General features: G+C 43.0%; 20 protein-coding genes. 8 read left to right on the top strand and 12 right to left on the bottom strand.

Annotation, left to right across the window (positions count from 1 at the left end; all coding sequences use genetic code 11):
• Positions 1-222 precede the first annotated feature (222 nt).
• From OSCIL6407_RS0130090 to OSCIL6407_RS0130075, 4 genes are read left to right on the top strand one after another with little or no spacing between them, the layout of a single operon-like run.
• Positions 223-2,487: a M23 family metallopeptidase gene (locus tag OSCIL6407_RS0130090; RefSeq protein WP_007354287.1), complete on the top strand. Its 2,265-nt coding sequence runs from the start codon at positions 223-225 to the stop codon at positions 2,485-2,487.
• Between the two features lie 23 nt (positions 2,488-2,510).
• Positions 2,511-3,056: a hypothetical protein gene (locus OSCIL6407_RS0130085; RefSeq protein ID WP_007354285.1), complete on the top strand. Its 546-nt coding sequence runs from the start codon at positions 2,511-2,513 to the stop codon at positions 3,054-3,056.
• Positions 3,056-3,199 carry a hypothetical protein gene (locus OSCIL6407_RS35810; RefSeq protein ID WP_019488135.1) on the top strand — a complete coding sequence of 48 codons (144 nt, stop codon included), beginning with the start codon at positions 3,056-3,058 and terminating at the stop codon, positions 3,197-3,199. The genes OSCIL6407_RS0130085 and OSCIL6407_RS35810 overlap by 1 nt, the downstream gene beginning before the upstream one ends.
• A 4-nt stretch (positions 3,200-3,203) precedes the next feature.
• Complete coding sequence (locus OSCIL6407_RS0130075) at positions 3,204-3,908, top strand: hypothetical protein (RefSeq protein WP_007354283.1); 705 nt, start codon at positions 3,204-3,206, stop codon at positions 3,906-3,908.
• Between the two features lie 121 nt (positions 3,909-4,029).
• Here OSCIL6407_RS0130075 and OSCIL6407_RS0130070 read toward each other — a convergent pair whose 3' ends face one another.
• From OSCIL6407_RS0130070 to OSCIL6407_RS0130050, 5 genes are all read right to left on the bottom strand, one after another.
• Complete coding sequence (locus tag OSCIL6407_RS0130070) at positions 4,030-5,052, bottom strand: DUF5895 domain-containing protein (protein ID WP_007354282.1); 1,023 nt, start codon at positions 5,050-5,052, stop codon at positions 4,030-4,032.
• A 232-nt stretch (positions 5,053-5,284) separates the two neighbouring features.
• The gene (locus OSCIL6407_RS0130065) at positions 5,285-8,092 is read right to left on the bottom strand and encodes a CHAT domain-containing tetratricopeptide repeat protein (RefSeq protein WP_007354281.1); all 2,808 of its coding nucleotides are present in this window, start codon (positions 8,090-8,092) and stop codon (positions 5,285-5,287) included.
• Positions 8,093-8,117: 25 nt separating this feature from the next.
• The gene (locus tag OSCIL6407_RS0130060) at positions 8,118-11,363 is read right to left on the bottom strand and encodes a tetratricopeptide repeat protein (RefSeq protein ID WP_007354280.1); all 3,246 of its coding nucleotides are present in this window, start codon (positions 11,361-11,363) and stop codon (positions 8,118-8,120) included.
• 51 nt (positions 11,364-11,414) lie between these two features.
• Positions 11,415-12,323 carry a hypothetical protein gene (locus OSCIL6407_RS0130055; RefSeq protein ID WP_007354279.1) on the bottom strand — a complete coding sequence of 303 codons (909 nt, stop codon included), beginning with the start codon at positions 12,321-12,323 and terminating at the stop codon, positions 11,415-11,417.
• 105 nt (positions 12,324-12,428) lie between these two features.
• The gene (locus OSCIL6407_RS0130050; protein ID WP_148288985.1) at positions 12,429-13,142 is read right to left on the bottom strand and encodes a hypothetical protein; all 714 of its coding nucleotides are present in this window, start codon (positions 13,140-13,142) and stop codon (positions 12,429-12,431) included.
• Between the two features lie 147 nt (positions 13,143-13,289).
• Between OSCIL6407_RS0130050 and OSCIL6407_RS37585 the strand changes: the two genes are divergently transcribed.
• Together OSCIL6407_RS37585 and OSCIL6407_RS37580 are read left to right on the top strand one after the other, a co-directional pair.
• Positions 13,290-13,880: a type IV secretory system conjugative DNA transfer family protein gene (locus OSCIL6407_RS37585; protein ID WP_026103904.1), complete on the top strand. Its 591-nt coding sequence runs from the start codon at positions 13,290-13,292 to the stop codon at positions 13,878-13,880.
• Positions 13,881-13,896: 16 nt separating this feature from the next.
• Complete coding sequence (locus OSCIL6407_RS37580) at positions 13,897-14,376, top strand: hypothetical protein (protein WP_026103903.1); 480 nt, start codon at positions 13,897-13,899, stop codon at positions 14,374-14,376.
• A gap of 127 nt (positions 14,377-14,503) precedes the next feature.
• Here the strand turns inward: OSCIL6407_RS37580 and OSCIL6407_RS0130035 are convergent, their stop codons facing one another.
• The 7 genes from OSCIL6407_RS0130035 to drmA all read right to left on the bottom strand — a co-directional run bounded on the left by OSCIL6407_RS0130035 (position 14,504) and on the right by drmA (position 26,016).
• A complete protein-coding gene (locus OSCIL6407_RS0130035) occupies positions 14,504-15,139 on the bottom strand; it encodes a hypothetical protein (protein ID WP_019488133.1) in 636 nt (211 codons plus the stop codon).
• Positions 15,140-15,286: 147 nt separating this feature from the next.
• Positions 15,287-15,817, bottom strand: coding sequence for a DUF6985 domain-containing protein (locus OSCIL6407_RS0130030; RefSeq protein WP_019488132.1), 531 nt, complete (start codon positions 15,815-15,817; stop codon positions 15,287-15,289).
• A gap of 338 nt (positions 15,818-16,155) precedes the next feature.
• Complete coding sequence (gene holA, locus OSCIL6407_RS0130025; RefSeq protein ID WP_007354274.1) at positions 16,156-17,130, bottom strand: DNA polymerase III subunit delta; 975 nt, start codon at positions 17,128-17,130, stop codon at positions 16,156-16,158.
• On the bottom strand, positions 17,127-18,518 hold the full coding sequence (dnaX, locus tag OSCIL6407_RS0130020) for a DNA polymerase III subunit gamma/tau (RefSeq protein ID WP_007354273.1): 1,392 nt from the start codon (positions 18,516-18,518) through the stop codon (positions 17,127-17,129). Before dnaX ends, holA begins: the two co-directional genes overlap by 4 nt.
• A 182-nt stretch (positions 18,519-18,700) precedes the next feature.
• Positions 18,701-20,122, bottom strand: a complete 1,422-nt coding sequence (gene dnaN / locus OSCIL6407_RS0130015) for a DNA polymerase III subunit beta (protein ID WP_019488131.1) — start codon at positions 20,120-20,122, stop codon at positions 18,701-18,703.
• A 95-nt stretch (positions 20,123-20,217) separates the two neighbouring features.
• Positions 20,218-22,083: a DUF1998 domain-containing protein gene (gene drmB, locus OSCIL6407_RS0130010; protein ID WP_007354270.1), complete on the bottom strand. Its 1,866-nt coding sequence runs from the start codon at positions 22,081-22,083 to the stop codon at positions 20,218-20,220.
• A gap of 105 nt (positions 22,084-22,188) precedes the next feature.
• Entirely contained in the window at positions 22,189-26,016 is a 3,828-nt protein-coding gene (drmA, locus tag OSCIL6407_RS0130005) for a DISARM system helicase DrmA (protein WP_007354269.1), read from the bottom strand.
• Between the two features lie 158 nt (positions 26,017-26,174).
• Between drmA and OSCIL6407_RS0130000 the strand changes: the two genes are divergently transcribed.
• Both OSCIL6407_RS0130000 and OSCIL6407_RS0129995 read left to right on the top strand, forming a co-directional pair.
• Positions 26,175-26,591 (top strand): element excision factor XisH family protein, encoded by a 417-nt coding sequence (locus OSCIL6407_RS0130000; protein WP_007354268.1) that lies wholly within the window; start codon positions 26,175-26,177, stop codon positions 26,589-26,591.
• The gene (locus OSCIL6407_RS0129995; RefSeq protein WP_007354267.1) at positions 26,579-26,926 is read left to right on the top strand and encodes a XisI protein; all 348 of its coding nucleotides are present in this window, start codon (positions 26,579-26,581) and stop codon (positions 26,924-26,926) included. The genes OSCIL6407_RS0130000 and OSCIL6407_RS0129995 overlap by 13 nt, the downstream gene beginning before the upstream one ends.
• Positions 26,927-26,928: the final 2 nt, after the last annotated feature.

The following is a 26,928-nucleotide window of genomic DNA, read 5'->3' as shown; positions in this document are numbered from 1 at the left end:
GATTCAAATTTTACTTACTTTTTTGTGGACGGGCGATCGCGTCTCTACTCCAAAACTGTCCGGAGTATTGATAAATGGAGTTTTTGCATAAATATGAGAAGAATATCATCAACAAAAGTGAGACAATTGTCAATCTGTTTATTCTCTCTACTCTTAATAGTTTCCCATTACCTTTATCAACCAATATTTGCTCTGGCACAAATCCCGGCTGATACAACTGAAATGCCAACCAGACTTTTAGAAATACCAGGGATAGACAGGCAAGGAAATTCTACTTCAGTTAACGCCCTCTTGCCAGATTGGACACAAATTTCTTTTTCTCAAATGCCACCCATCAGTCAATCGGGAAGCCTTGAAGCAGGAGAGTACAAGCAGGCTATTGGTTATGATTTGAGTCGAAGTTGGACAGCAGGACAAACTCCAGATCAGTACATTATGTTGGGCGATATTAGCCAAGCTCTACAACCAGAACTACTATCCTTTGGTTTTGTCACGGAACAAGCTGGTTTGAATTTAGATAGCATAGCTTTAAGCGCATTTACTTTAGTTGCCAAGCAGTCGTTAAATCAGTTAATTCAGGCTATCCCTCTTCTCGGTCAATTTAAAGTCGCAGAAATTGCACCAGTGGCGGGACTGCTAACAACAAAAGCTGCTGGCATTGATGTAGGCGATCGCACTTTAGATCGGGTTCTCAGTTCCCATCCACAATTAGGTAATTTGAAACTGGCAGAAATTGACCTGTCTCAGTATTCACTATCTTCAATTCCCAACTTAAGCAGTGCTCAACTTGGCGCATTTTCAGATTGGCAAACAACCTTAATTAAAGACGTACCAGGGCTGAATGTTTTACCTCTATCGAGTTTTCCCAATCCAATTGCAGAAATTGGCAATTTAGTAATGAGAATTGATGCAATTTATGGTCCAGCCGAACGGCGGCGAACTAAGACGATATCAGGCTCCGACGTTCAGGGATTCTCAGTTAACTGCCAAGAAAATGATTGTGCTTACATCGAACTAGACGATCTGGAAAATTCAGGTCGGAACGCTCGCGGTGTTCTGGAAGGCAAGCAATGGATTAGCGGTAAGTACCAGGAAGTCGAGGGCGGCTCGGGCTGTCTTAAAGGTGTCAATGGTGGCAAAGAACCGACAGGAAGATTGCCTTTTGGCAGTGCTTTTAAGGTAGTGGTCATGGAACCTGACGAGCAAACCGATACCGTTGATACGGCTCTATTCTTCCGATTTTGTTCCCCTTGCGGTTGCTCTCCTTATTTTATTGGGCCACTACCCTTTTTCACCTATCGGGTTAATTCTCCCATTTTTGTTGGAGCCTTGGAACCATCCTCTAGCAGCTCTTCCTCTGTAGCAACTGGGGCGGTTCGTGGCTCAGTATCTTCTCCTGTTACAAAAGGTGTAGGTACAGCAGCTAATATTAACGTTCCTTGCCCTCCTAGTGCCACTGCACCAGTGTCAATTGGCAATGTTCAAGGAGTAAATGTTGCCGCTTTGTCGGAGGCGATCGCCAATATCGAAAGCAGCAGTTCTTATGAAACTGTCGGCGTTCATGTTTGCGCTGATGGTGGCAAGAATTGCGGGGTTCCGTTGGGCAAGTACCAGTTTATGAGCTACAACGAGTACGCTGCTAGTTCAATTTCATCTAAACCAGAAGGCGAGCAATTTTTAGCCAAGTTGCAAGGGGGTTATCAACCCACTCAAGCAGAACTTTTTCAATTTTTTCCACCTGCCGATCAAGAAGCTGTTTTTGCTCAAACTATCGCTTCTAAGCTGAATGCTACCTCTCAAGAAAAAGACCCTACTACCGGGAGTTTTTTTAGTGGCGATCGCCTGATTGAGCGAGTAGCTCAAAAACATTTTGGAGGCGATTATTCCAAAGTTGATGGCGGAGCAACGGATACATTTAGTCGTTTAACTCTCTTAAGTTACGGACAGGATGTTTTGAAGCGTTATCGAGGGGGAAGTACAACAGTCGCGGGGTCGAATACTGCTGCTTGCGTTCCTACTTCTAGTGTGGCGCAATCTTCTAATTCTGCGAGTGTTACCCCCGGCGGTCAATCAACAGGTATCAAGCCTGCAAATGGGCTAGTAACCAGGCGCTTTGGGATGCGAACTCGTCCCGTTTCCGGCGTGCGGAAAACCTACAGCGGTATTGCCATTGCGGGCTCAATGGGAAGTCCAATAAAAGCAGTTGATGGTGGGGTTGTCAAGACAGTGGTTTCTAACTGCAAAGAAGGGGTACAAAACTGCGGCGGTGGCTACGGTAACTGGATTGAAATCGATCGCGGCAACGGTCGTACAACTCGGTACGCTTACTTGCGCGAGGGTTCAGTGAAACTCAAAGTTGGCGATCGCATTTCTCAAGGCCAAGTCATAGGCGAACTAGGCAGCACTGGGACAACGGCAGACCCTCGCTTGCACTTTGAAACCCGCATTAATGGAACGGCTGTTAACCCATATCAAGAAGGAATTTGAATTAAACGGAGATGTTCAGCACTATGATTTACTTGAAAAAACGGACAATTCTGTTGAAGTTTACCTGGGGCTTATTAACAGCTTTTTTGGTTTATTTGTTAAGCAGCTTATTCAGCTATTCTCCTGCTTTTAGCCAGCAGCCTCGTAACGCTGATTTCTCTTCAGCTTGCCTTCCAGTTGGTCTAGGCACTCTCAGGACAGAGTTTGTAACTGAAGTAACAGATGGCAACACTCAATATCGCTTGTTCGATGCGTATTTGCAGGGAGATGCCGTGCCATTTTCTGTATTAGTTTCTCTCCAAGAGAATCAGTGTAAATTACTTTATTCCAACCCAACCAACGATTTTTATCCTTACAGCCGTACGGTCAAGCTATCAGTAGCCAAGCAAATCGCTCTGGGAGAATTGCGTTACTCTATCAACAAGGCAGGGAGTATTGATAAGTTTCGCTCTACTTTGCAGCCCAATTTTGGAGATCCGGCTTGGCAATTTTCGGAAGAGGAACTTTGGGCATTTAATCAGATTGGTATTACTGTTCCTTCACTTAGTAAAACCAGTCCAAAGAAGTGATGCCAATACTAAATCAAATGAAGGTAATAGTCCTACAAGCAACAATCAAACTTTTGCTAAAAGCGGATTTAGTAAATCTGCATGGTGTCTTTCATAACCGGATTGGGTATGACATCTACATAGAAATAATTCACGGAGGTTAAAGCAATGTTTAGCAAAAACCAACAGCTAACTTTAGGTGCAGAACAAATAGATAAACCACACATTATAGCTGCAAAGAGAAATTTATTACTATTCTCTCCACCTGCTCATAATCAACTACCAAACCCCGCTTGTAATTCCCTAAATAGTTCCCCGCCTAGAGCCTCATCATTTTTATTTATTGGGCGGTGGTTCCGCTTTGGAGTCATCTTGTTCTTACTGTTATCAGTGCTGTTAGGAACTGCTGGTTGTACCGCCAGTGCTACAACGATTTCTTGGGCACCTGCTGCTAGATTCATCCCTGTTGAAACTGTTCAAGCCATAGTTGCTGAAAATTCTGAGCTTAACCGCCAGGATTCAGCATCAAATGTGTTAGCCTGGGCTGTAAATGGACAAGCAGGCAGGTTAGTTATTTTTAATTTTAACAGCCCTGGAGTTTGCGGTGCAGAAGGTTGCTTATACGCGGCGTATTTATTCAAGAACAATGCTCCTCCTCATCGTGTATTTGCTAGTTACTTAAATCCAAATTTGCCACCGAAAAGACCGCTAATTCAAGTAGTAAATGACCCATCAAAAGCCTCGGATTTGCCTTGTTTGCAAGTACAGCAGCAGTCAAAGAATGGTATGCGGCAGTTATTTTTTTGCTTCAACGGCCACCAGTACCAGTTAGCTAACAGTTCTTTGAGTGAGATTCCAAATCAAAAAAAATAGGCGATGTTAAAGTATTTGAGCTTGACTGTCCGTTAGATATCGCCTATTCTGCACAATAAAAAAATGCCTCGCTCCTTAACTGGATATGAGGCACTTCTTGAAAATAAACTAGCCGAGACGGTTAATCATCTTCTTCCGAATCCAATTCATCCTCCAACTCATCTTCTTCATCTAAGTCGTCCAAATCATCCTCTTCCTCTATTACTTCAGTAGCAATTTTCCGAAGAGTTTTATGATTCCCAGTCTGCTTTTTCCCATTTTCTATTTTCTTAACAATGGGTGGTAGCACTTGAATTTGTGGTTCTGCTGTACCCGGTAATGCAGGAGTTTCAGTGAATCCAGCAATGGTATCGTGCAATCCCCAAATCACATTTTTATGCTGCGGCCGTCCCAGATAGAGTAAGGGAAAATTATCAGCAGTCGGCTTGGTATAGTTAATAGTTTTGCAGCAGTAGCTCTTATTAGAGCCTTCGCCTTCTTTAACTCCTTTGAAGTGAACTTCTAAGATACCCAGGCTTCGCCATTTATCGCTTTTTCCGCTGAAAGGAATTTGGAAATAATCGGCGAATGCTTTTTCCAACAAACGGTAAAATTCGTCTCTAGCTGCTTTAAAGCTCCAAAGTGCGACATTCTTAAATCTGACGACAATAGGCGTGCTGTGTCTGGGACGATTGTTTTTATCTAAAAAGACAACGGCGTGTTCGCTGACAACATCCATTATCTTTTTATCGAGTTGAGCTTTATACTCTTCATACAGCCCGACAATCGCCCCGCCTAAATTAGCAACGTCATTCTTGTAACGAATGTATTCAGGGACGAATCCCAGGACGCATAAGTGGCATTTAGAAAGTAGCAGACCTGTAACATCTTCTGTTAGTCCAATTGTAGTCATTTCTTCTTCTGTTGGCATGACAAACCAATTGGCTTTTTCTAGCTGATCCTCTGGAATTAATATTCCTGCCACTTGTTCGTTAACAACAATGCCATAGGGCAAAATAGGTCGTCTTACTTGATTATGACCAGGTTCTAGGAGCTCGGGGTCAATTTCAAAATCAAAGTCTTCTGAGTCAAATTGAGTTGTGTCTTCTGTGATTTCTGGTTTGACTGGGGTTTTTGTTTTAGCTTTGGTATTAGTTTTAACCATTATAAAAGTTGCTGAAAAGAGCAACTCAGAAAGGCGGTAGCCTTAACTCCTGGAGGGGGAACCTGGCAATATTTGTATTTTTGAAGAGGTTTTATTTCGCCGATGCCAATCTCTGCTTCAACAGCCAGATTTGATTCAAGGGTTAACTGGTTTTTATTGGTGGACTAAAATTGGATCTTAATCGTAAGTTATTTACCGAACATGATATGACATCTGACAGGGGAGTAAGAAGTCATTGCTGACGCTTCTCTAACTGTGTTGTAGCCTCACCAACTAGGGTAAAAGCAGACCACTGATAAGGCTCAGAGTAAATCTTCTTTTTTGTATCTTTGTCTACATAGTTCTTTGTGTTCAACATTGCCTGACGTAAGGCTTCTGCTTTGTCCAATTTTCCAGATTTTGATTGCTCCTTCAATTGTCTATAAAACTCGGTCATTAAGAAGGCTGTTGAGTAGTCATCTACATTCCATAAGGAAACAATCGCGCTGGAAGCTCCAGCACTGATTGCAGACCGAGATAGACCAATTACTCCATCCGCAGTCAGTCGTCCTAGCGCAGTATCGCAAGCGCTTAGAACAATTAACTCAGCTTGTAGCTTCATTTGTGAAATTTCACTGGCAGTGAGCCAACCATCATCGTTTCCAGAAGCATTCAAAGCGATCGCTCCTGGAACTTCTGCCTCTTCCTCACAATTATCTAGTAAGCCGTGTGTTGCCAGATGAATTATGCGAGCCTGAAGCATCTTCTGTCTAACCGCAGTTTCTGTTTTATCCTCCATTGCTTTTCCTTGGAATAACACAGAAGCAATATCTTTTGCTTCTTGCTCTGCTCCTGGTAGTTTATTTAACGTTACATCTTGCGAACAGAATTTGTTTGGTTTTGCATCTTCTATACCCAAAATTAACCAATCTTCGTCTCGTAAAAACTTGGTACTAAATTCACGCTGTTGTTGCCGTTCGCGTAGCATATCCAATGCCTGAATTGAAGGGGCAGTTAAAATGCTGTATTTTTCAATTAGGTATTGTTTTTCCGTCGTATCATAGAGGGCAGCAAAAGGAATTTCAAATAAAGTTCCTTGAGGAATAAAGATAACTTTCTTATCTTCTTTTGATAAAAGCTTATGACCTTTCTTCGGTTCAATTAAAACTTTATAATATTCGGATAAAATTTTTTCTATATCTTCTTGAGAAATTTGTTTGTTTGAGTCTATTTCATTTATATCTTTTTTAGTGCCACGAACTATATAACGTATAAGTGAATTTCCTATAATACCAACTGGTCTATCACCTATTGGTAAATTTTTCCTAACTGTATTAAGTGTTTTTTCCCAACTATTCAGAGGCACTTTTTCAAAGCTTACTTTTTCTTGGTTAGGTCTAACTATCCAAATATAAATTTGACTGTCGTGACCACTTATGTTATTTTCTTTTGCTATATATGAGTAAACTACTAAGGTAGCTTGCTGCTCTTGAGCAATTCTTTTAATGTCTTTAAAGTTCAAAGTAGTAGATACTTCTCTATTAATCTTTAACTGCTTTGCCAAAACATCTACGAAAGCTCTTGCCCTTCCTCTTTCTGCAACTTCTAACGCTAGCTCATACTCACCTTCACCTTCACTTTTACCCTTACTTTCACCTTTACTAATGTAAACTTGTTGGAGATTGAGGTAGGCAGTCTGTTGAGTATCAAATATGAAAACTTTCTCTGTTTCAGTTAACCCCTCTCGGAGTGATTCCCTTACACTTATCGCAGTTTTCAAATTTTGTATGGCTTTATCCAGATTTTCTTGAGCTTCAGCAAATTTTTGTTCTTTTTTAAGAAGATTGCTAATCTGAAAATAAGACACTCCTAATAAATTTAGAGCATTTCCTTCACCAGGTTTATCTTGAATAGATTTTGAAGTATTTAAATGTTCACCAGTAGACGTAATAGTTTTATCATAAAATTCTAGGGAAGAGTTACGACTAGCTATGGAATAGTAAATATAGCCTAAACCGCCATGGCTCGATGCTATTAAACGGCTGTCAGCGATTCCTTTAGCAATTCTCAAACGGTCTTCATAAAGTTTTATTGCTTTTTCCAAATCACCATTATTTTTAAAATTACTACGCTTCCAATAACCGTGGTAAGCACTTCCTAATTCCCCTAGAGCGATCGCCTCTTCTCGTTTATCTTGACCATCTACAGCAGTTTTAAAATGCTCTTCATAGTACACCATGGCTCTTTCGTATTTTTTTTGCATGTGGTGAGCATTACCCAAACTACCTAAAGCAGCTCCTTTTAATTTAAGAAACTCTTTTCGATCTTCTTCAGTTAATTGTCGCTGGTTCTTTAGAACTTCTTTAATAATATTCAAACGTTTCTCATGATGTTTAATTGCTTGTCCATAGTTACCTACGCTATGGTAAACACTTCCCAGTCCCCCTAAAGCTATCGCCTCCGAGTGCTTATCAATGATACCCAGAGAAATTTTTAAGCTTCTTTTGTAGTAAATACGAGCTTTTGAATAGTTCCCCATTGCATAGTAAGCATTTCCCAAGCTACTTAAAGCATCGGTCTCTTCTTTTTTGTTGATTTTTTTAGAAGCAGCAATTATGCGACGTTTATTATGACAATTAATCGCTTGTTTGTAATTTGCTGTTTCATAGTAAACGCTCCCTATATTACCGAGAGTAATTGCTTGTTTCTCAAAATTTTTCTCTGTTTGGTAAACTTTCAGTGCTATATCAAAGCTTTTTAAAGCATCATCATATTGATACTTTTTAGTATATTGTATTCCCTTTAGCAAATAATTTTCTGCTTCTTTAAGAGTATATTTTTGACTGGTAATTGGACTAGAAGTTTTCTTTTGTTCAGTATTTTCGATACAACCCTCTGAGATTTGAGTAGGAATTAGCACAGGAATTTTACTAGGATGTGGGCTAGGAGTTTGCTCGGATTTTTTTTGATGAGGAATTTGCTGATTGTGAAAATCATAAAACAGCAATCCAGTCAAGCCAGCTATGAATAACAAAACCAAAAGAACAGTTCGTGAACGCATAAAATATTACCTTATTATTGTCAAATTATCTTAGCTGCATCCTCAATTCAGATAAATTCTGATTAACTCTTACTGTAAGTGGATGCTCTTTACCGAGTTTTTTTTCAAGGCTTGCTAAGGCTTGCAAATAGAGCGGTTCAGCTTGGGCATATTTTTTCAAAGAAGTGTAGAATTTAGCTAAATCGTTCATACTAACTGACACATCAGGATGCTCATTTCCCAGGAACTTTTGACGCATATTTAATGCTTGAATGTACGTTATTTCTGCCTTTACTAGATCACCCTGCTGGGCATAGATAAATGCTAGGTTGTTAAGGCAGTTTGCTACATCGGGGTGTTCTTCTCCTAATAGGTGTTTAAAAAGTTCCAGTGCTTGTACGCACAAAAGTTCAGCTTCGGCGTAGCGTCCTTGGTCATCGTAAAGCCGTGCCAAGTTATTCAAACTCGTAGCGAGATAAATTTCCTTTTTTGTTCGTTTATAAATGATAATTGCTTGTTCAAACAGAGGTTCAGCTTCGGCGTAGCGTCTCTGAGAGAGATAAAGGTATGCTAGGTTATTAAAACAGTCTGCTACATCCGGATGTTCAGAGCCTAAAAAGCGTTGCTTCATCTCCAATGCTTGGTTGTATAAAGCCTCTGCATCATCGTATTTTCCTTGAAGATTATAAAGAATTGCTAGTTGATTGAGACTGTCAGCTACTTCAGGAACTTCTGCACCTAGCAAACGTTGTCTCATTTCCAACACTTGTTTACACAGCAGTTCGGCTTCTGAATAACGACCTTGTAGCCTGTAAATATATGCTAAATGGTTGATGCTAGTTGCAACATTAAGATGTTCGCTACCGAAGCGTTGCTTGCTCAGGCTAAGACATCTGTCGTACCAGTCAGAGGCTTGTTGGTAAAAAGTCTGTCCTTCGTAAAATCGACCTAGACCCTCAAAAGGTTTGAGTAAATCTGTATCAGTTAAGTAGCAATTTAAGGTTGTGGCAGCTTCCGCCATATGAGGAATAGTAAGTGCCAGTTCTAGAAGCAGGTCGCGAGTTGGAGTTTCTGGAATTTTCTGAGCAACAGCTACCATTGCTTTACAGAACTGCCATTTGAGTTCGTCAGAGTTGGTTATGCTGACTTGTTTTGCTTGGAAGAATTCCCGAATCAGCTGATGCAATTGATAAATGCCTGCTCCCTTGCGCTGTAGCAGGTTCAGGTTGAGCAGGTTATCATCCCGCAGCTCTTCCAGGTCGTCCAAATCTAGCTCTGACAGACACTGCTCTACTAACGACCAAGGGATGGGAGTTAGGGCAAACAAGCTCAGTAAACAACCTAACTGTTTTGTTGGCTCATCTAGTATATCCCAACTTAGTTCAAAGGCAGCGGCAACTCCCAAAGATGCAGTCATGTCTGCGTCAGGTTTAGAGAGCGATCGCTCATCCAATCTCTTTTTCTCCAACCGTTGCTGCATTTCAGCCAGAGAAAGGTCAGGTTTACGGTCAAAATAGCGCCCCACTAGCTCCAATCCCAAGGGTAAGTATCCCAACCAAGCACAAAGTTTTTGGGCATTATCCCGTTGTTGCTGAATGCGCTCTGCTCCTACTAACGATTCTAGTAGTGCTAATGCTGCTGACTCATCTAGCACGTCAATTTCCAACTGTTTGACGGATTTACCCAACCGTAGGCGGGTGGTCATTAGTACTTTGAACCGAGATTCAGCAGGGGGCAAGTAAGGTTTGATGACTTCGTAGTCTGTAACATCATCCAATATCACCAGCACCTTACCCGCAGCCCAATGCGTCCAGCAGAATCCTACCTGACCCGTTAAGTCTAGGTCTTCAGGGGGCTGAAGTTGGAGGCGCGATCGCCCAAACTGGACAATTTGAGTGCCTACATTTAATCCTTTCGCCCGTAACCAGCAGATGCCACCTTGATAGGTTTGCTTGCAAATTAGCGCATATTGCAGTGCCAGTTCCGTTTTACCAATGCCTCCCATGCCTGCGATCGCAGATACCGCTACCCGTTCATTCTCTTGAAGTTGCTGGTGCAGAGTTTCCAGCTCTCGCTCCCGACCGACAAACTGCACCACTCCACTGCGAGGTAAGTTCTCAGGAATTCCCGTCAGTGAAGAATCCGGCTGTTGGTTAGACTGACTGGACGCACTCTGGCGCTTAAACAGATAACCATCCCGCACGCGCATGAAGATGACAGGGGTTGCGAAATCGCGTTTACGATATTGGGTTGGCCCAAGAGCGATCGCACGTCTTGCATATTGAACCGCAATATCAACCGGATCTTCTGCTGCCAACTGTTGATAGAAGCGCAGTGCAAAGCGACTAGCAGTGCTGTTCGTCACTTCATATTGCATGGCTACAACTACAGGTACATTCTGTTGCACAACCTTAGATGCAACTCCCACAAATGCTTGTGATGAAGACAGCATTCCGCCTTCACAAGCTTGTAACATGACTACGCCTGGGCGGTGTTGATTAAACAATTCGCTGAAGTAATCTGCATCCACCCACATTGCCTCATTAAAGTCAGGATCGACTAAAGCTATCTCACCGACTTCTTGTTTACCCTCATTCTTCATCCGTCCATGACCAATGAACTGAAAAATATGAGGGTCTTTTGACAGAATAGTATCAATAGTTTCAGGGTTAGCGGAACTGATAATTGGCAATAATTCCACCCGTTTTGCTTGCTCAACTGCTAGTTTTTCTAATGCTGCTTGGACTGGTTCGTAGGCAACGGGCGGTAAATTAGAAGGAGCAGAGATAATTAAAGCAATTCTCAGCTTTTCATCAGATTCTAGTTGAATTGGTTGTGCGGCAATCCACTGCGATCGCCTGCGAGAGAAAACCAGATCCGGTACTGTTCCCATCCAAATTGTACCTAGATTAGCTCTTGCAGGCACGCACATAAATTCCCAAGGCAGGGCAGCTATTTCAGGCATTCCCTGTTCGTCGATATCCAGTTCAACTCGTAGTAGTTGTTTTTCCTGTTGCACTACCTGATAGTAAAAGTTGACGAAATCTTGGCGCAGCACGTCATCAAACAAGACATCAAATAAGGCTTCTCCGAGCGATCGCACTAAACTAGAATCGTTCAACTCATTATTCTTGGCAGCTTGCAGCAGTGGTGCAATCTCTGGTAGCTTCTCTTGATATCGAAGTGCGCCGCTAGGTTGTCCTTTGTCTTGATGTTGAGCATCCCACTTTTCCACCTGGACGCGATCGCGGTTGGCAACACGAAGGCGATAGGTGTAGTATGTTTTCGCCATAAATTTCCGCCTCTGCCTTTGAGCCTACTTTAACACTAAAATTTCTTAGTATCACCCTTTCGGCAGGTTTAGCTCCCATTTTTCAGCATCGCCACGAGAAAAATGGCTAGCTGCTTCATTTTTCTGCTTCAGTAGTTGTTTCAAATTTTCGGACAAATTGGCAAAAACATCTCGAATATCAGCCGTCAGCCAATTAAGATCGGGTTCAGCCCATACTGTACCCTGCAAACTAATTGATTCAGTTCCTTTGGGTACTTTAAAAACAATTCCGAATTTCGCTGTGCCAATTTTCTGTAGTTCTTGATCCTGAATTCGCCAGTAGCAAGTAGAATTTCCTTCACCGTTTGTCAGAATTTCGGAATGACCGAGATTATATTGATAGGCAGGCATAGCTGAAAATGCCTTAAAGTTACTCTTGCTGGTGACATTGGCCTTGATATCTTCTGGTATCAAGTCCAATAGTTCTGCTAACTTGGAGGAATCCACGCCTACATCCCAGTTTAAGTTACCATTTAATCCCACATCCATGCCCACTCCAAAGTTCATTACTGAGCGCCACTTTTGAGCAGGAAACAAGCTGGTAATAATTGGCTCGCTGCTACCTTTGGGACTAAAATTTAATTCACAGGTTAACCGCCAGAATCGAGCGCCACGTTCAGGAATTAGAGCTACTGTTAGGGTCATATAATAGAAGTCAAACTGTTGTTGCATCTGTTGTTTATAAATGCTATCTAGTTCAGTACCGCTATCTGTAAAGATATTCTCGGTCAGCCGAATTAGTCGATCTCTAGGATTGCCAAAGTTGACTTTAGTTTGAAATAAGCTATCAACTTTGTCTGCATTTATCCCTAGTTTTGTCCCGCCAGCTAAAGTTCCCTCCCATTTCTGAACTTCTTTGAGCAAGTCAGATAACAGGGCATCATTTTCATCGAAGTTTGGTTTGGACATTTCATCAGTCATACATATATCGCTTTTATAACACCAAGTTTTATTGTATTCCATTAGATTAAGGATCGCAGATCAGGTTTAGAAGGAGTTCAAAGTGAGATCGCATCCGCGATCTCACTAAAATGTGGTGTGGCTTTTGGGGTTTACTCCCCTCGCTCGCAATAATGGCAGTCCTTCTACCAAGTTGATAGCTGCTTTCAAACCCGCGATCGCGTACAAAGAAGCTGCATCTGCTCGTTCAGATGTGCTAGCATTAGCTTCTTCTAACAACTTTATTAGGTATTCAGGAACCTGTACCAGAGTGCCATCAGTACAGGCTAGAGGGACAAATTTAGTATCGGGAGCTAGGACTTTTGGCTTCATAAATGGTAGTTCGCGTTGGAAAGTTTTGGGAGTGCGGCAACTGTTTGTTACAGGCAATTGTTCTGATTTGCGCTTATACCACCGCTTGGCTCGATAAAAACTTCCTTTTAGCAATGGGGGCTGGTTTACAACCAGTACAGCTTCATGAAAAGGGAGATTCATCTGTTCTCCTTCCTGAATTTTTGTCCTTTCTAAGTTAGATTTTGTCAACCAGTCAGGCGCAAGCGGACAGTGAGGGTAAGATACGATTTTAGAGTTATAGGTTAAATCGGAAAGCAATTTGCCATTGCGTGACAGTTTCGCTTTAAGATAATGCCATTTTAATCCAGGGATATATGCTCCTGAATATTTTACTTCAATTGCTCCCATATAGATCCATTCTGTACGTTCCAAAGTTAGCGAGATGTCACCTTTTCCTAGTTGAATGGTGTTGCGTTTTAAAAACTGATAATCCGGGTGTCTCTTCAAAAGCTCTGACAGCCACTCTTTTTGTTTTCACGGTAAAAATATCTTTCAATAATTTTGCTTTTTATACGGTTGGCTGCGTTAGCAGAGATATAGCAACTGCTAAGGCTGTCAGGATTATGAGCTATTGATCGGGCGCTAGAAAGTGCAATGGTGCAAGGATTTCCGATTATCCTCTACGATAAAAAAGGCGATCAGCTTAAACTCCACGCACCGATGGCAGCGCGGTATGGCTATCAAGTGTGGGTATTTGCACCGGGAGAAGCCTATTCAGGTATTATTAATCCCCTCGACTTTATGAAATCGCCTCAAGATTCGGTCATGGCTGGAGAAATTGGTCAAGTTATTAATAGGAATGCGAGTTCAGGTAATGGAAAAAGTGACGAATTTTTCTCAAAAGCTGGAGATTTATTAGCTAAAGCACTCCTTCAATTAGTCAAGGGTTCTAAATATCCAGATATGGCGATGCTCTATGCAATTTTGAGGTTGCCAAATTTAGTGAAACGAATTGATTATGCTATCCAATCTCGTCAAATCGATGAGTGGGTAGCCACCAGTTTCAACCAGTTTTTGAGTGCTAAAGAAGCAGAAAAAACTATTTCTGGAATTCTAACGACGGCGGCGGGAACCTTTAGCAGTTTTATCCAAGCTGACCTGTTGCGAGCATTTTTGGGAAAGTCGGACATCCCGACGAAAATAGAAGGTCGACAGATAATTGTTTTTAAATTTGCTCAAAAGTAAGTCTACCAGCCGTTCTATGGGTGGTCAATCTCAAAGCAATCAATCTATTAGTTGGAACGAGTCGCTTCAAAAAATGCCATTGTTTTCAGTGGATGAGATTTTGCGGTTTCCCCAGGGACGGTGTGTAATTACGAATCCCGGCTACAGTTCCGGCGGCGAGGGGTCAATTCCTTACGCGCTAACCATTCCTATTCCTAAAGCTGATTTGCAGCGGCAAAGTGAGAGTGAGGCCCTCTGGGATGCTCTTGTTAGGCTACGGCTGGAGAGTCGCATCAAACAGGCCAGTCTTGACCAACTAACTGCTGCTTTGTACGATCGCATTGAGGAAGCAGAACGGATGTTACCGCTGCCAGATGCCGGGGGTAACGTTCCATCCCCATCACCAGTGCCACCAGGTTCAGGCAAGAAATTGAGCTACAACCCGTTAGACTCAGTTGTTAGTAAAACTGGGCGTTCCAGGCGGGTTTTTGCCACTGGCGGTATTGGCAAGCGTTAATCTGATGTGGTAGTTTTCTCTTGCGAATGACTGATTTGTTAGTAAGTTTGGCTTAAGCCTTTTGAGGAAAAAGCTTTTACCGTAGATTAACAAGCGATCTCTCTAAAGGATGACACTTGTAGGCTATCTAAATTTCTACCTCGTCAATTTTCTTTATGTCGAAATTAGTCGGGGTGGCGATCGCTTTTAGTGATGTTACTTGATTGGCAAATGGTACTTCCTGTTCTGTCAGAACAGATATGAGCCAATCTTTTGTTTCTTGGTGTTGCTGGCTATCCCAACTGATTTCGTGTCTTTTCCCAGGATAGGTCGGGTGCAGTGCTAATATTGTCAGCTTGAGCTTTTCTGGCGGTAATGAAAGATATTCTGTTGCTATCCACAACTTTAATTTATCAGACCAATTCAATGCCGGATGTCGAATTGCCCATTCAATTAGATTAACATATCCATTTCTAAGAAAAGCGGCATTGGTGTTTATTTGCAAGCACACAGCTTTTTCATTTTTCGTACAAAGTTTGGTAATGAATTGGGTATCTACTAAAAATTGTGGAGGCTTCCATTCAAACACTTCAGGAAATAATAAACCTATTTCCATTATCCATCTATCAATCTGTGGATGAGAATCTAGCAATGGTTCGGTGGGAAGTTTCATGCAGGTTTGTTTCATTGCTAGCTGAAAGTGTTGTTGTTCGGTATCAATGGGTACAGCCAATTGGCTGGGATTGATTAGGAAGTTTAAATCGGTAATTGTAATTACTTGCATAGACAGGTAAGACAGTTATTGCTTACCCGCCAGTGCGACGCTAGTCGCTTGTATGTGCTGGGTTGCCGAAACACTTAGAAAGCATTAGATAGCAATGTCAGTAGACCGAAAAGTTTTGCGATCGCTACTCTCGGTGGCGTTTAGGTCTCAAGGAGCGCGCTCAGAGGAAGCGGCCGCGATTAGCTGCTGTAGCATCTCCAAGTGCTCAGGGGTATCATCCTGCGCACCGCCGCTACCACCTACCCGATCGGCTTCAATGGCCACACCATCGCGGAAGCGAATCTCCAGCCCATGCTCGCAATCCCAATCGCACTCGGCATAGATTAGAAAGTAGGCGTGGTGTGCCTGGTAGTGGCGCGGCACCCAGATGTGGTCAATCTGCACCTGCCGCCACACATCCACTGGTCTGTCCAACGGCGGCATCTGCTCGTCATCGTCAATCGCCTCGCGGTACACCTCGTAATTCTGCACCACCGCTGGCGCGGCGTTCTCCAACGCATCCGTGCCTAACGCGAGCACATGGCGGATCGCCTGGCGCTGCTGCGGCTCGAGCTTGTCCTCGTCTAGCTCAACCTCAATGGCAACGAGCTGCCCGTCCAACATGACTCGATGCTCTAGCACCCAGCTGCCGCCTTGTGCCGTCATCAACCCGAACTCCTCATCGTGCCGTGTCGCCATTGTCTCCTCCCAAGTAACAGCATTCGGTAGCTGATGCCCAACGGTTCGCTTGAGCGGCTGCGAACAACCTTAAACTCAGAATTAATGATTTTGGGCACTCAGTCTACCTGCCTCTGGTTTGACAAAAGATCGGTTAACACCTTTAAAAGATAAGATTTACTAATCAGCCTTTGACGGTTAACTAGCTTTCTGTAGGTCAGGAAATTCTGTATCATCAGCTACATTTTATTAACCTTTAGGCGCGAGCGCAAAACTTTTCGGTCTACTGAATGTCTTTGGATAAAAATTTCCCCCGTTTAACTTCTTGCATTCGTTAAACGAGGGAAATGAGATCGCTCCTACTTTGTTAGCTTTACTTTCTTAGAAGAAAACAGTTGGGCGATCGCCAAAATTACAGGCAACATAAAATCCCCTTTGCGCCCAAGCTTCAGGGAAGCCTCTAAATCAAGCAGCAGCGACATCGCAGCCGCAAGAGATGTTACGGAAGCACCAGCGACTTCTTTTCTCAGAAAATAGACCCGCTTTGGGTTGCTAATTTGACAAATCCGGGCTATTTCAGCATCTTGCTTAACTCCTCCAACTATCGCTGCTTTCACCCATAACCAAGTTCTAAATTGAGTAATCAGCGTTGCACAAATCGCCAGTGGAAAAGTTCCTATTGCCAAAAGTTCTTGCAGTAAGTAAACTGCTTTTTTAGAGCTATTTTCCTTCATCGCTTCGGCAAGCTGGAGACTATTTTGAGTAGTTGAAGGAATCAGCGCTTGCACTTGCTTTAAAGTGAGGTGTGCGCCGTTGCTATAAGTAGCCAGCTTGTGCAATTCTGATTCGGCGCGAGCCGGATTACTGCCGATCGCAACCGCCAAGTAATCAATGAGATTTGAGTTCAGCGACAGCCCTATTGCCAACGCTTGATTTCGGATAGAATGGGCAATGAGATCCGTTCGCCAAGGAGGGATAAGGTCGAACTCGAACAATTTAGCTTGAGAAAGCAGGGATTTTGCTACCTTCAGGCGTTTGTCAATGGAAGGCGCTACAAAAACCAGGTGCGTCTTTTCCGGCACCTGCGGGAGCAAATTGAGAACCTCCAGCGCCTCTTCAGTAAACTGTTTGAAATTACACCCTTCTACCACTACTAACTTTGCTTTTTCCGTTCCCAAGGCGGGAGTCAGGGCACAGTCAACCGCTTCATTCAATGCCGAAGCATCAAAGCGGTGATAATTGAAGCCAATCCAGGCAGGGTCGAGGTTCTTTTTAAAGGCAGAAAGCTTTTTGTGAATCGCGTGGAGGTCATCCCCTATTAGCAAGCTAATCATGAAGTTTTCTCCTCAAACGACACTTGATAGTGGATACCCGTTGCAGCCAGAAATATTTTCTGCACCTTAGCCGCATTCCGGTTAAACTTGTCAAGGTATGGGGTGGGAACTGCCAGCACCGCTTTCTTTTCCGTCAGTGCTACCAGGGAAGCAGCAGACAGTAAAGCGCGGTTGTTCTCAGAAGTGGCTAAGAGTACCTTTTCCCAAATGGTTTGCTCTTTGGAACGAGGCGATCGCAATTTGGAAGTACGTTCAGATTGACAAGGGTTAGCGATCGCACTATCTGTAGCGTAGGATTTTAATTGTGGGATCTTCGCCAATCCCAGCAAGCAGAGTTCCAACCACAGCGTAGGGTGAGCGCTTTTGCTGAGTTGCCATTCAGAAGTCCGCAACTGTTCGAGGCCATTCGCGATCGCGTTATAGTCCCAAGCATCAGCAATTTCCAGCAGCGCCGAGTGCGAAATGCCGCTAACTAGCATCAGCGAACAGTCTGGGACACTCTTCACCAGCAACAAATCTCGGTAGCAGGCGAGTAGCGACCCCAACAGCATTTTAGGATTCTTCCCGCTGTCAATAAGTTCGCGGGACAGTTGTAGCAGCTTCAGCGCGTCGCCAGTGCCGGCCGATTGTAAAATTGCGACTAAATCGGACTCCGGTATCCGCCCCGACAGTTCCAATACGCGATCGCTAGTAATTTCCTCTCCTAATAAGCTTAACTGGTCGAGTAACTGTAAAGCATCCCTCATTCCACCATTCGCGGCGCGGGCGATCGCAATTTTAGCTGCTTCGGTAATTGCAATTGACTCTTTCTGGGCGATCGTTGTTAACTGCTGGACAATAGATAAAATTGGCAGCGATCGAAATAGAAACGTTTGGCATCGACTGTTAATTGTTGGTAGCACTTTGTGTTGCTCTGTCGTACACAAAATGAACACTACATGATGCGGCGGTTCTTCCAAACATTTTAGAAGAGCGTTGAAAGCCTGGGAACTTAGGCAGTGACATTCATCTAAAATAAACACTCTGTAGCGGCTGATAGCTGGTGCAAAGTGCGATCGCTCAATCAGGCCGCGAGCGTCATCAACACCGTTATGGGAAGCCGCGTCAATTTCAGAAACGTCTAAGCTGTTGCCTTTTTCAATTGAGCGACAGGACTGGCAATTACCACATGGTTTTACAGTAGGTTTGTCTGTATTCGTGCAGTTGAGAGATTTAGCTAAAATGCGAGCCGTTGAAGTTTTGCCCGTTCCTCGTTCGCCAGCAAACAAGTAAGCTGGAGCAATTTTATTAGTTTTGACCGCATTAGAAAGCGTTCTTTGAATGTACTCCTGTCCGGCCAGTTCAGACAAGGTATGAGGGCGGTATTTTTGAGGTAATGCTGCGTACATGATTGAATAGTTAGGTGTAATTTAGACTGAAAAGAGGGGGAAGGGGAAGGGGAGGGGGAAGGTAAAGAAAGGAGAAACTTTTACTTTTATTTCTTCAATAAAAGCTAACGATTATTTCTTCAATAAAAGCTAACAATAACTGAATTTTTTATTCTCCTTCCCCTTCCCCTTCCCCTTCCCCTTCATTCTTTGAAAATTGGCATTAGCAAGTATTTCGTATCCATAAGGATGTTGGGCTTGTCGCGGTTGCCAAAAGGAACTAAAATGGCGGGGCCGTCGTGCTGAGTGAGGTGCATTTGAACTTGAGAGCTAGAAATCGCTTTTGCACCTTCTAAGAGATATTTAATGTTGAAGGAAATTGAAAAATTGTCGTCTGAATTGACGTGCGCTGCCATCTGTTCCAAGCCGTTTCCAAATTCTCTGAACAGCGATAGTGACACTTGCTGTGCTTCGCTATTAATACGAATGCTAAGAGTTTTTTCTTTCTTGTCTGCCAGCACAGCAATTCTCTCTAGTGCTTTGATGAAAGGTGCTTTTTCCAGCGTCACCTGATATTTGAAATCCTGCTGCAATAACTCCTGATAAGCGGGGTATTTGCCTTCTAAACAGCGCGTCACTAAGCGCTGCGTTCCCCATCGGAACTCTACGAGAGCGCTTTCATTGCTGTAAGAAAGCTCTACTGGGTCAGGGGATGTTCTACTCGATAAAATTCGCTCCAGTTCTGTAAGCGATTTAGCTGGTACTGTCAGTTCTAAAGGCTGTGCTATTTCGGCTTGTTTCTTTTTAGAAAAACCTTGAATTGAAGTATAGAGGACAACCAAACGGTGGCCATCTGTGGCAGCAAATTCGAGGCTATCTTGGCAGATTTTGAGGTAAACACCTGTCAGGATGTACTTGGTTTCATCGGTAGCGGTGGCAAACAGTGACCCTTTCAGCCCTTCTTTCAATGTTTCAGGGGGAATGCGAATTGTTTGTGCTGTTTTTACTTCAGGAATGGCAGGGAATTCTTCACTCGAAATTCCTCGAACTTGATAGCGACCGCAAGCAGCTATTAGGGTAGCAACTGGACTGTTATTAACAGCCTCTGGTAAGGTGGTGCTATTCTGGCTATCTTCACCTTCCTGCTTCAAGGCTTCACGGCTAACTAAAGTGATATCTCCGGGCGAGAATTTCCCGACAATATCGCTGAGAAGTCCGACTGGAATAGTCATGTCGCCGGGAGATTGAACGTTGGCCTCAAAAGAGGTTTGAATAGCCAATCTCATGTCGAAGACGGTGAGTTGGACTCGCTGTGTTTTTTTGCAAGCGACTAAGAGGACATTTCCTAATACTGGATGGGTGGGTTTTGCTGGGACAGCTTTGCTAACAAGTTCGAGATGGTTGGCTAAGTTGTCTTGGGTGCAGATTAGCTTAATTTCTGGTGATAAAAGCTGGGGAGAATCGCTATTGGGGGATTGGTGTTCGGATTCTTGTTCAAGTTTAGGCTCATCTTTGACTAAAGGTTTGGTTCGTTCTAAGGTAACACTTGCCTTGGGGTTTATTTTGGAGGAACCGTTTTCTTTGTTTCGTCTTTTAGCTGTATCGCTGCGAGATTTGGTCTGCATCTTTGTGCGTTAAAATAGCTGCTAAACGGGGGCAGCGTTAGCTGCGTAGAGAATAGCTTGTATTAGCAGCTTGTCACTCAACTTTAGATATAGAATTACTCAAAAAAAGCTAATTCAGATAAATCAGCATTCATAGTAGGAATTAACAAAGTGCGATCGAGATATTTATTTCCCCGTTCGCAGGATGTTTCAGGACTAAACAAACAAGCATGACAAGCCGCCCAATGCAAAGAAGTTGTATTTTGTAAGGGGCTATGTTCCGCACATAAAGGGTCAGAAGCACATAAACCAATTTGTTCTAAAGCTTGGTCGATATGACGGCCAAAAGTACCTGGTTCCCCTAAACTGACTAATCCCCCTAGTGTACCTTCGCTATCGGGTGCGGCTGTATAAATCAAGATACCAGCCATTGGGCCATTATCTTCCTTCGGATCTTTTGAGTAAATGCGTTCCCGCAAACTAGCAGCATTGTAACCACATTCTATTACTAATTGTCGCATCAAAGCATGAGCGAAGGAATGAAGTAAAATATAACGAATACCGGGGAAATTAGTATCAGGATCTAAGGAACGCGCCCTGCGCCAACGACGATGGGCTTCTAAGCTTTGTTGTTCGTAAGTTTTTAATCCAGGTGTACTGGATAACCAGTTTTGTAGTTTTTCTTCTTGAAACTGCATAAAAATACCTTCGCCGCGCACTTCTGAAGCTGGAACCCATGTAGGTTCAGAACGACTCAAAGGAGCCCAGTATTCTTCGGGTAATTCTCCTGTTTCAGCATAATCACCAGGAGATTCGATGCGTGTAAAACCAACTAAAGCACGAACTTCTCGCAAGCGTTCTACTAAGACAACTTTTTCAAAATAAGCTTCGTAACCATCAGGGGCGGTGACGGGTGTTAACCAAAAGTCAGCGCTATTCAAACTGGTATCGGCATTAGAAAAAACTTGCCATTCTGGGGTTTTGATATCTTTCACGTCAAGGCATTCGGTTTCACCTGTTTCTTGACGTTTTTGTAAAATTTCTTTCCAGATTTCGGCATCTGAATATTTAGCAAATTCTTTGAGTTGACCGATTTGGCGGAAAGCAGCTAAAATGTCAATTGTAATAGCTTTTTCTAACACCGACCAATGTTTATCAATCAGTTGCCCCAGTTGATTAATAGTAGTGGGAATTGAGAGTACGGAAAGGGTGATAGGAAACCAGCTATTGGATGCACCGAGTAAGATACTTTTCATTTGTTTGGTACATCCATCTTCTGCAAAGTTGCGTAAATGGGGATGGCGACCGCGACATTGAGGCATATTCATTTTACCAAGTTCGCCAAAGGCATCGGACAGTCGGCGAGATTTACCGCAACTATCGCATTTTACTTCAATATCAGTAGCAGAACCAGAAATGCCATATTCATAGAGACGCAGAGAACCTTTGCAATTACTACTACCTCTATGAACGAAGTAGTGCCAGGGAAAATCATCTAAGTGTCCGTGTTGACAAGCTACTAAAAATCTGGCAGGGATAACTGTTGGAGAAAATGTGCGACAATTACTATGAATATAGCGATTTTGGTCGGGTCGATGGCGATCGCGTTTTAACTCAAATAGTCCCGATTTTAAAGGGGCGAGTAATCGACATTGGGGACAAACTACCCAGGTGGGGAAAGGTGAGACGGGAATTCCTACTTTGGCGCTTTCATCAAATAAGTTAGGGATGGTATTGTTTGATTCCGATATAGGCGGCGTTAGCAATTTTTTGACTTGATTACCGATTTCTTTTTGCACTGCTGCTAGTAACCGGGCTTCTCCTAATTCTGAGGCGTGAGTGAGTTCCCAATCATCTAATCCCATTACCATAGTTGATAAGTTGGGTAAATCTACAATAGAACCAATGCCTGAAGAGAATAAAATTTGGCTGGGTCGGAGTTCACCAACTTTGTTTTTAGAAGGGAATTGATTGGTGGTCATTGTATTAACTAATATATGGCGAACCTAAATGATTTGTGCAAATATCTAGCGGTGGTGTCGGTGGCGCGTCCGCCCATCTGACAAGTCAATCGTGGGGGATTGCCCCTACAAGTCTAAATCTATTGGGGTAGTTTCACTCATTGATTGGGTGGGGCGATCGTCATCATCGGGGATGCGATCGTCTAAAATTAATCCAATATTCGGTTCAACATTTCGCAAGGAATTTAAACAAGTAAATGATTGCCAATTGCTTTGTCCTGGTTGTTCTAATAATCCCATTGTCACCCCATCTTTTTTGGTCTGATATCCTAATACTTTTCCTCCCGTCGTATTCGCTGCTTCTGCTAACCAATAGTCTAATTTAGTTTCTAATTCCTGTTTTACTAAATCGCGGGTTTTAGTATCGCCTAATGCCAAAGCGCGATCGCAAATCGCATTCATAGCAGCTTCCACATAAGGATGATGGCGAGAAATCCTACCAGCTTTATCATTCGCGTTTAATTCGCTACCTGCCAAACGCACTAAGGAAACGAATAAAGCAGCTAATCCTCGGTCAAGGGCGCGGGGGGCAAAAGGAGTAATTGAGAGGGCTTCAACGTGCTGATAGAAGGTAGCATGATAATGTTCAAATTGCTCGTAATGGGATAAATCTCTCGGTCGCGCCCAGTTATAAACAGTAAATACTAAACCGGGGAAACTTCGCCCTACCCGCGAGGTCGCTTGAATGTATTCAGCAGTGTTTTTGGGTTGACCTGTCACTACCATTACGCCTAAACGTTTTACGTCTACGCCCACAGAAATCATATTAGTAGCTAGTAAAACATCTAAGGGTTTGCGCTTGTTACTTTTATTGGACTTCTCTGAAGAAAAAGGAGTTTCTAACCAATTTAATACAATGGGAATATCGGTAGAATTTTTGCGCGAGGTCAATTCTTCTACTTCCAGCCTCAGACGTTTTGCTAACCCTCGGCGGTCGGTTTTTCCTAAGCGAGATTGAATGTCATCATCCACTAAACGCCTGGTTCCTCCTAATTCCCGCATGGAGTTAAAATAACCCACTAAGGTCATCCAAGGGTCAACAGAATCGCCATATTTTTCAAACAAATATTGAGAGGCTGCCAATACTGCCGTATAAACGCGAATTAATGCTGCTTTTAATCGCCTTCCTGTGGCACAAATCCCCAAATAGCGCCGACCTGGATAATCCTCTGAAGGCGGACGCTGACAGGAAAAGAAGTTATCTTGAATATCTAAACCTTGGGGGGGAAAAACTTGCACTTGGCGCAAAAATAGGTTATGTACTTGGTCACGCGCCTGTCTAATTGTCGCAGTGGAAGCGATTACTTTTGGGCGAACTATTTTACCGTTAACTTCCCAGGATGCAAGTCGATCTACGGCGGTTTCATAGAGTCCGACTAGGGTTCCCAAAGGGCCACTAATTAAGTGTAATTCATCTTGAATAATTAAATCTGGCGGGCGCAAGGGATTGCTAGGAATTGTTTTAGCAGTGGGGAGTCCGTATTTACTGGGGTGAGAGTTTGTATCTTCGATTTCAGGAGAACGAAAACCGTGACGGGTGCAATATCCGTCTACTTGTCCGAATAGCATTTGTACAGCACCATTCCAAGGCATTTGGGCAAATTTGTCAACAGTTGCTATCACTAATGTTGGCAAACGACGATAGATTTCTTCATCTACAACTACGATGGGTAAACCTTCGGTGGGAGATTGTTTTTGGGTAAATAAACATTTCCCTAAACTATCACCACAGTAAATTAAAGTGCGTCCTTGTCCTTTGGCAAAGGATTCTACTTTAATATGTTGTTTGCCGGGGTCAATTTGAGAACCACACCAAGGACAGTTAGTTAATTGATGGGGGGAACCGCTGCTAGTGGGTTGGTATTGTCCGAGTTTTTGTTTGAGAAATTCATTGCTTTGTTCGGTTCGGTTTGGTGTGGTTTTCATCCCTACCCATAACCCAATTCTAAACGGTTCTTTTCCCCATTTATTTTCATCTTGACGGCGGATTTCTTCACAGGCACAAATTAAGGTTGTGGCGCGTTGAAATTGTTGTAATGTTAAGAGGCGGAGGGTGTAGCGCATGAGGACAGCAACGCCTGCTGCGCCGGAACGTCCGGCAATATCTCCTTGCAATCTTCTCAGTCCAATGGTGTAGGCTGTTAATCCTAGATAGGCTTCGGTTTTACCGCCGCCAGTGGGGAACCAAAGTAAATCTGCGATCGCATCTGTGGGATGACATCGATCTGGGTGGTCTAATTCGGTGATACTGGGAAGATTTAGCAGGATAAAAGCTAACTGAAACGGTCTCCAGGTGCGATTCTTGGGAATATCAATATTATCCCATTCGCTGGCTTCGCCGCGCCGTTTATTTTCTGCATAAATTGAGTGAATCCGCTGTTGCCACATTGCCAAATTCATAAATCGGAAGGCTTCAGTGGCGTTAGAATCTGTTTGTAATAAGTCAATTCCTGCGTGAATACGATCGCAAGTTATTTGACAATTTGCCAATGCCGATTTTGCCGCATCCTGATAATCGCCTAAATCGGCGGCGGGGTCGGCAATTTTCGCATTTTGTTGGGTAATCCATTCACTATAAGCAATAGTTAAAGAACTTAAAGCAGTTGATAAATCGGGAATTTCTGCTAGTTCTTTCATATCTAAAATTAATCCCGCCAGTCCCGGTATTTCCTCAATAGTTGGCGGCGTAGTTTGGGGAACTTCGTAGGCGGGGACGACTTTAGTAGCAAGGCGGATAGCCCGATGCCTTTGGCTGGCTTCGCGATCGCACTTTCCGCCTAAAAGTTCTGCGTGTACGCCTGTCCCGTGTCCAACGGCAAATTCTATGCAGTCGCGGTACTGCATCGCCATTGCTTGTTCTTCGGCAAATAAGACGGGGTTGAGTTTACCGAGTTGGCGTTTCAGTCGCCGTTTAATGAAAATATCGGGATAATTGGGGTCGGCAGATTCAACGCTTAGTTCTGGTTGAAATAACCAAGCGCTATCGCGTCTAATTTCCGGTTCTTTTTGTCCATTAACTAAGAAGAGAGTCACGATCCAATCTTGATGCTGTTGACGAATTTGACCTTGAACAAATACTGCTTTTTCTGGATCGATTTGCCAAGGATTAATCGTACCTACTTTTAAGATAATATCCGGTGAGGTTCCTCGAATCGGGTAGCGTCGCCACAAGGTTTTTGCTTCGCCAGTCGAAGTTTGGGCGCTTTCGCTTTTCTCTCTTTCGTATTGTCCCCACCCTGCTTTTACTTTAATTATTTTGGCATTTCCATCAACACAAAAAGTCATGCCAATTGCGGAGGGAAACATTTTCTCGGCGGGGAGAATGTTACTTTCGGTTGTGCCTTCTTCTAAAGTACCGCTACCGGAAATGGCTAATTCATCCATTTGTTCGGGCGTTTCTTCCAGTTCTTCGGGTACAATATGCCGATCGCTAGGTGCGATTAATCCGACGAGGTAGCGATCGCTAACTCGCATTTCGTCTATCTCTTCATAGTCTCCTCCCGCTGGGCCGAGTAAATCATTTAATATTGCTTTTTCTAATTTTGCCCGAATTTGATAATAACTTATGGTTGGTAAAATAGAAGGAGAATTGTTTTCAATATTTGGATGGGTATTGTCTTCAATATTTGGATGGGTATTGTCTTCAATATTTGGATGGGTATTGAAATAATGTACAACTTTTTGAGCAATGTTATCGGACATGGTAGGATTTTCTAAGTCGATGACATCGCTATCATCTAAGCTAAGATCCTTTAATAAAACTGCTAAATGTTGTTCGTTGGCAGAAATGACGCTACTCCAATCTAGTTGGGCGGCGCGATTTTTTAACTGTTCGTTAATCGCTGCGAGGTCTAAGTTGCCAGGTAGTATAGCAGGGAGTTGGATAATATTCATAACATTGCAATATTTCGTAATATTTATAAATTAGCAATTTAGCCTTTTAGCATAATACCACATTTAAATACGTAGGGTGCGTCACGGCTACGCTTAACGCACAATCTTTCACTAAATGTGATAGTTTTAAATTGCACCTTTATATTAAATCGTCTATTGTGGCTAAGGATCGTTTTCATCAAGTTGTTAAGACGGCTCTTACTAAGGATGGGTGGAATGTTACTCACGATCCACTTAAAATTAAAGTGGGCGGTGTAGATATGGAAATTGACTTGGGGGCAGAACGATTACTGGCAGCAGAGCGAGGAAATGAGAAAATTGCGGTGGAAGTCAAAAGTTTTTTAGCTAGTGCATCGGCAATTTCTGAGTTTCATACAGCACTGGGGCAGTTTATTAACTATCGGGCTGCATTGCGTCGTGAAGAACCCGATCGCATTCTCTATTTAGCCATACCCGATTTAATCTATAACAGCTTCTTTCAACTTGATTTTCCAGCATCAATGCTGCAAGAAAATTCCGTAAAATTGATTATTTACGACATTGAACTGGAGCAAATTTCACAATGGAAAAACTAACGGATCAATTAACCAACTATCAGCAAATTGTACAGCAATTATTGATGGGTTACGCAGAAATTAAGCCAGCTTATGGTGATATTGAAGTTGAAACTATCTTTGATACACAGCGAAATCACTATCAAATTGTGCATCTGGGTTGGCAGCATAAACGCTGGGTGCATGATTGTATAATACATCTTGATATTCGCAATGAGAAAATCTGGATTTTTTACAATTCAACAGAACATGATATTGCAGCAGATTTAGTCAATTTTGGTGTACCAAAACAAGATATTGTGTTAGGTTTTTATCCTCCTTTCATGCGGGAATTGAGTGATTATGCAGTGGGCTAAAA

The organism is Kamptonema formosum PCC 6407 (genome assembly GCF_000332155.1).
In the GTDB taxonomy this organism is placed as follows: domain Bacteria; phylum Cyanobacteriota; class Cyanobacteriia; order Cyanobacteriales; family Microcoleaceae; genus Kamptonema; species Kamptonema formosum.
The sequence above is the reverse complement of the archived record's forward strand: the minus strand, read 5'-3'. Positions and strand labels throughout refer to the sequence as shown.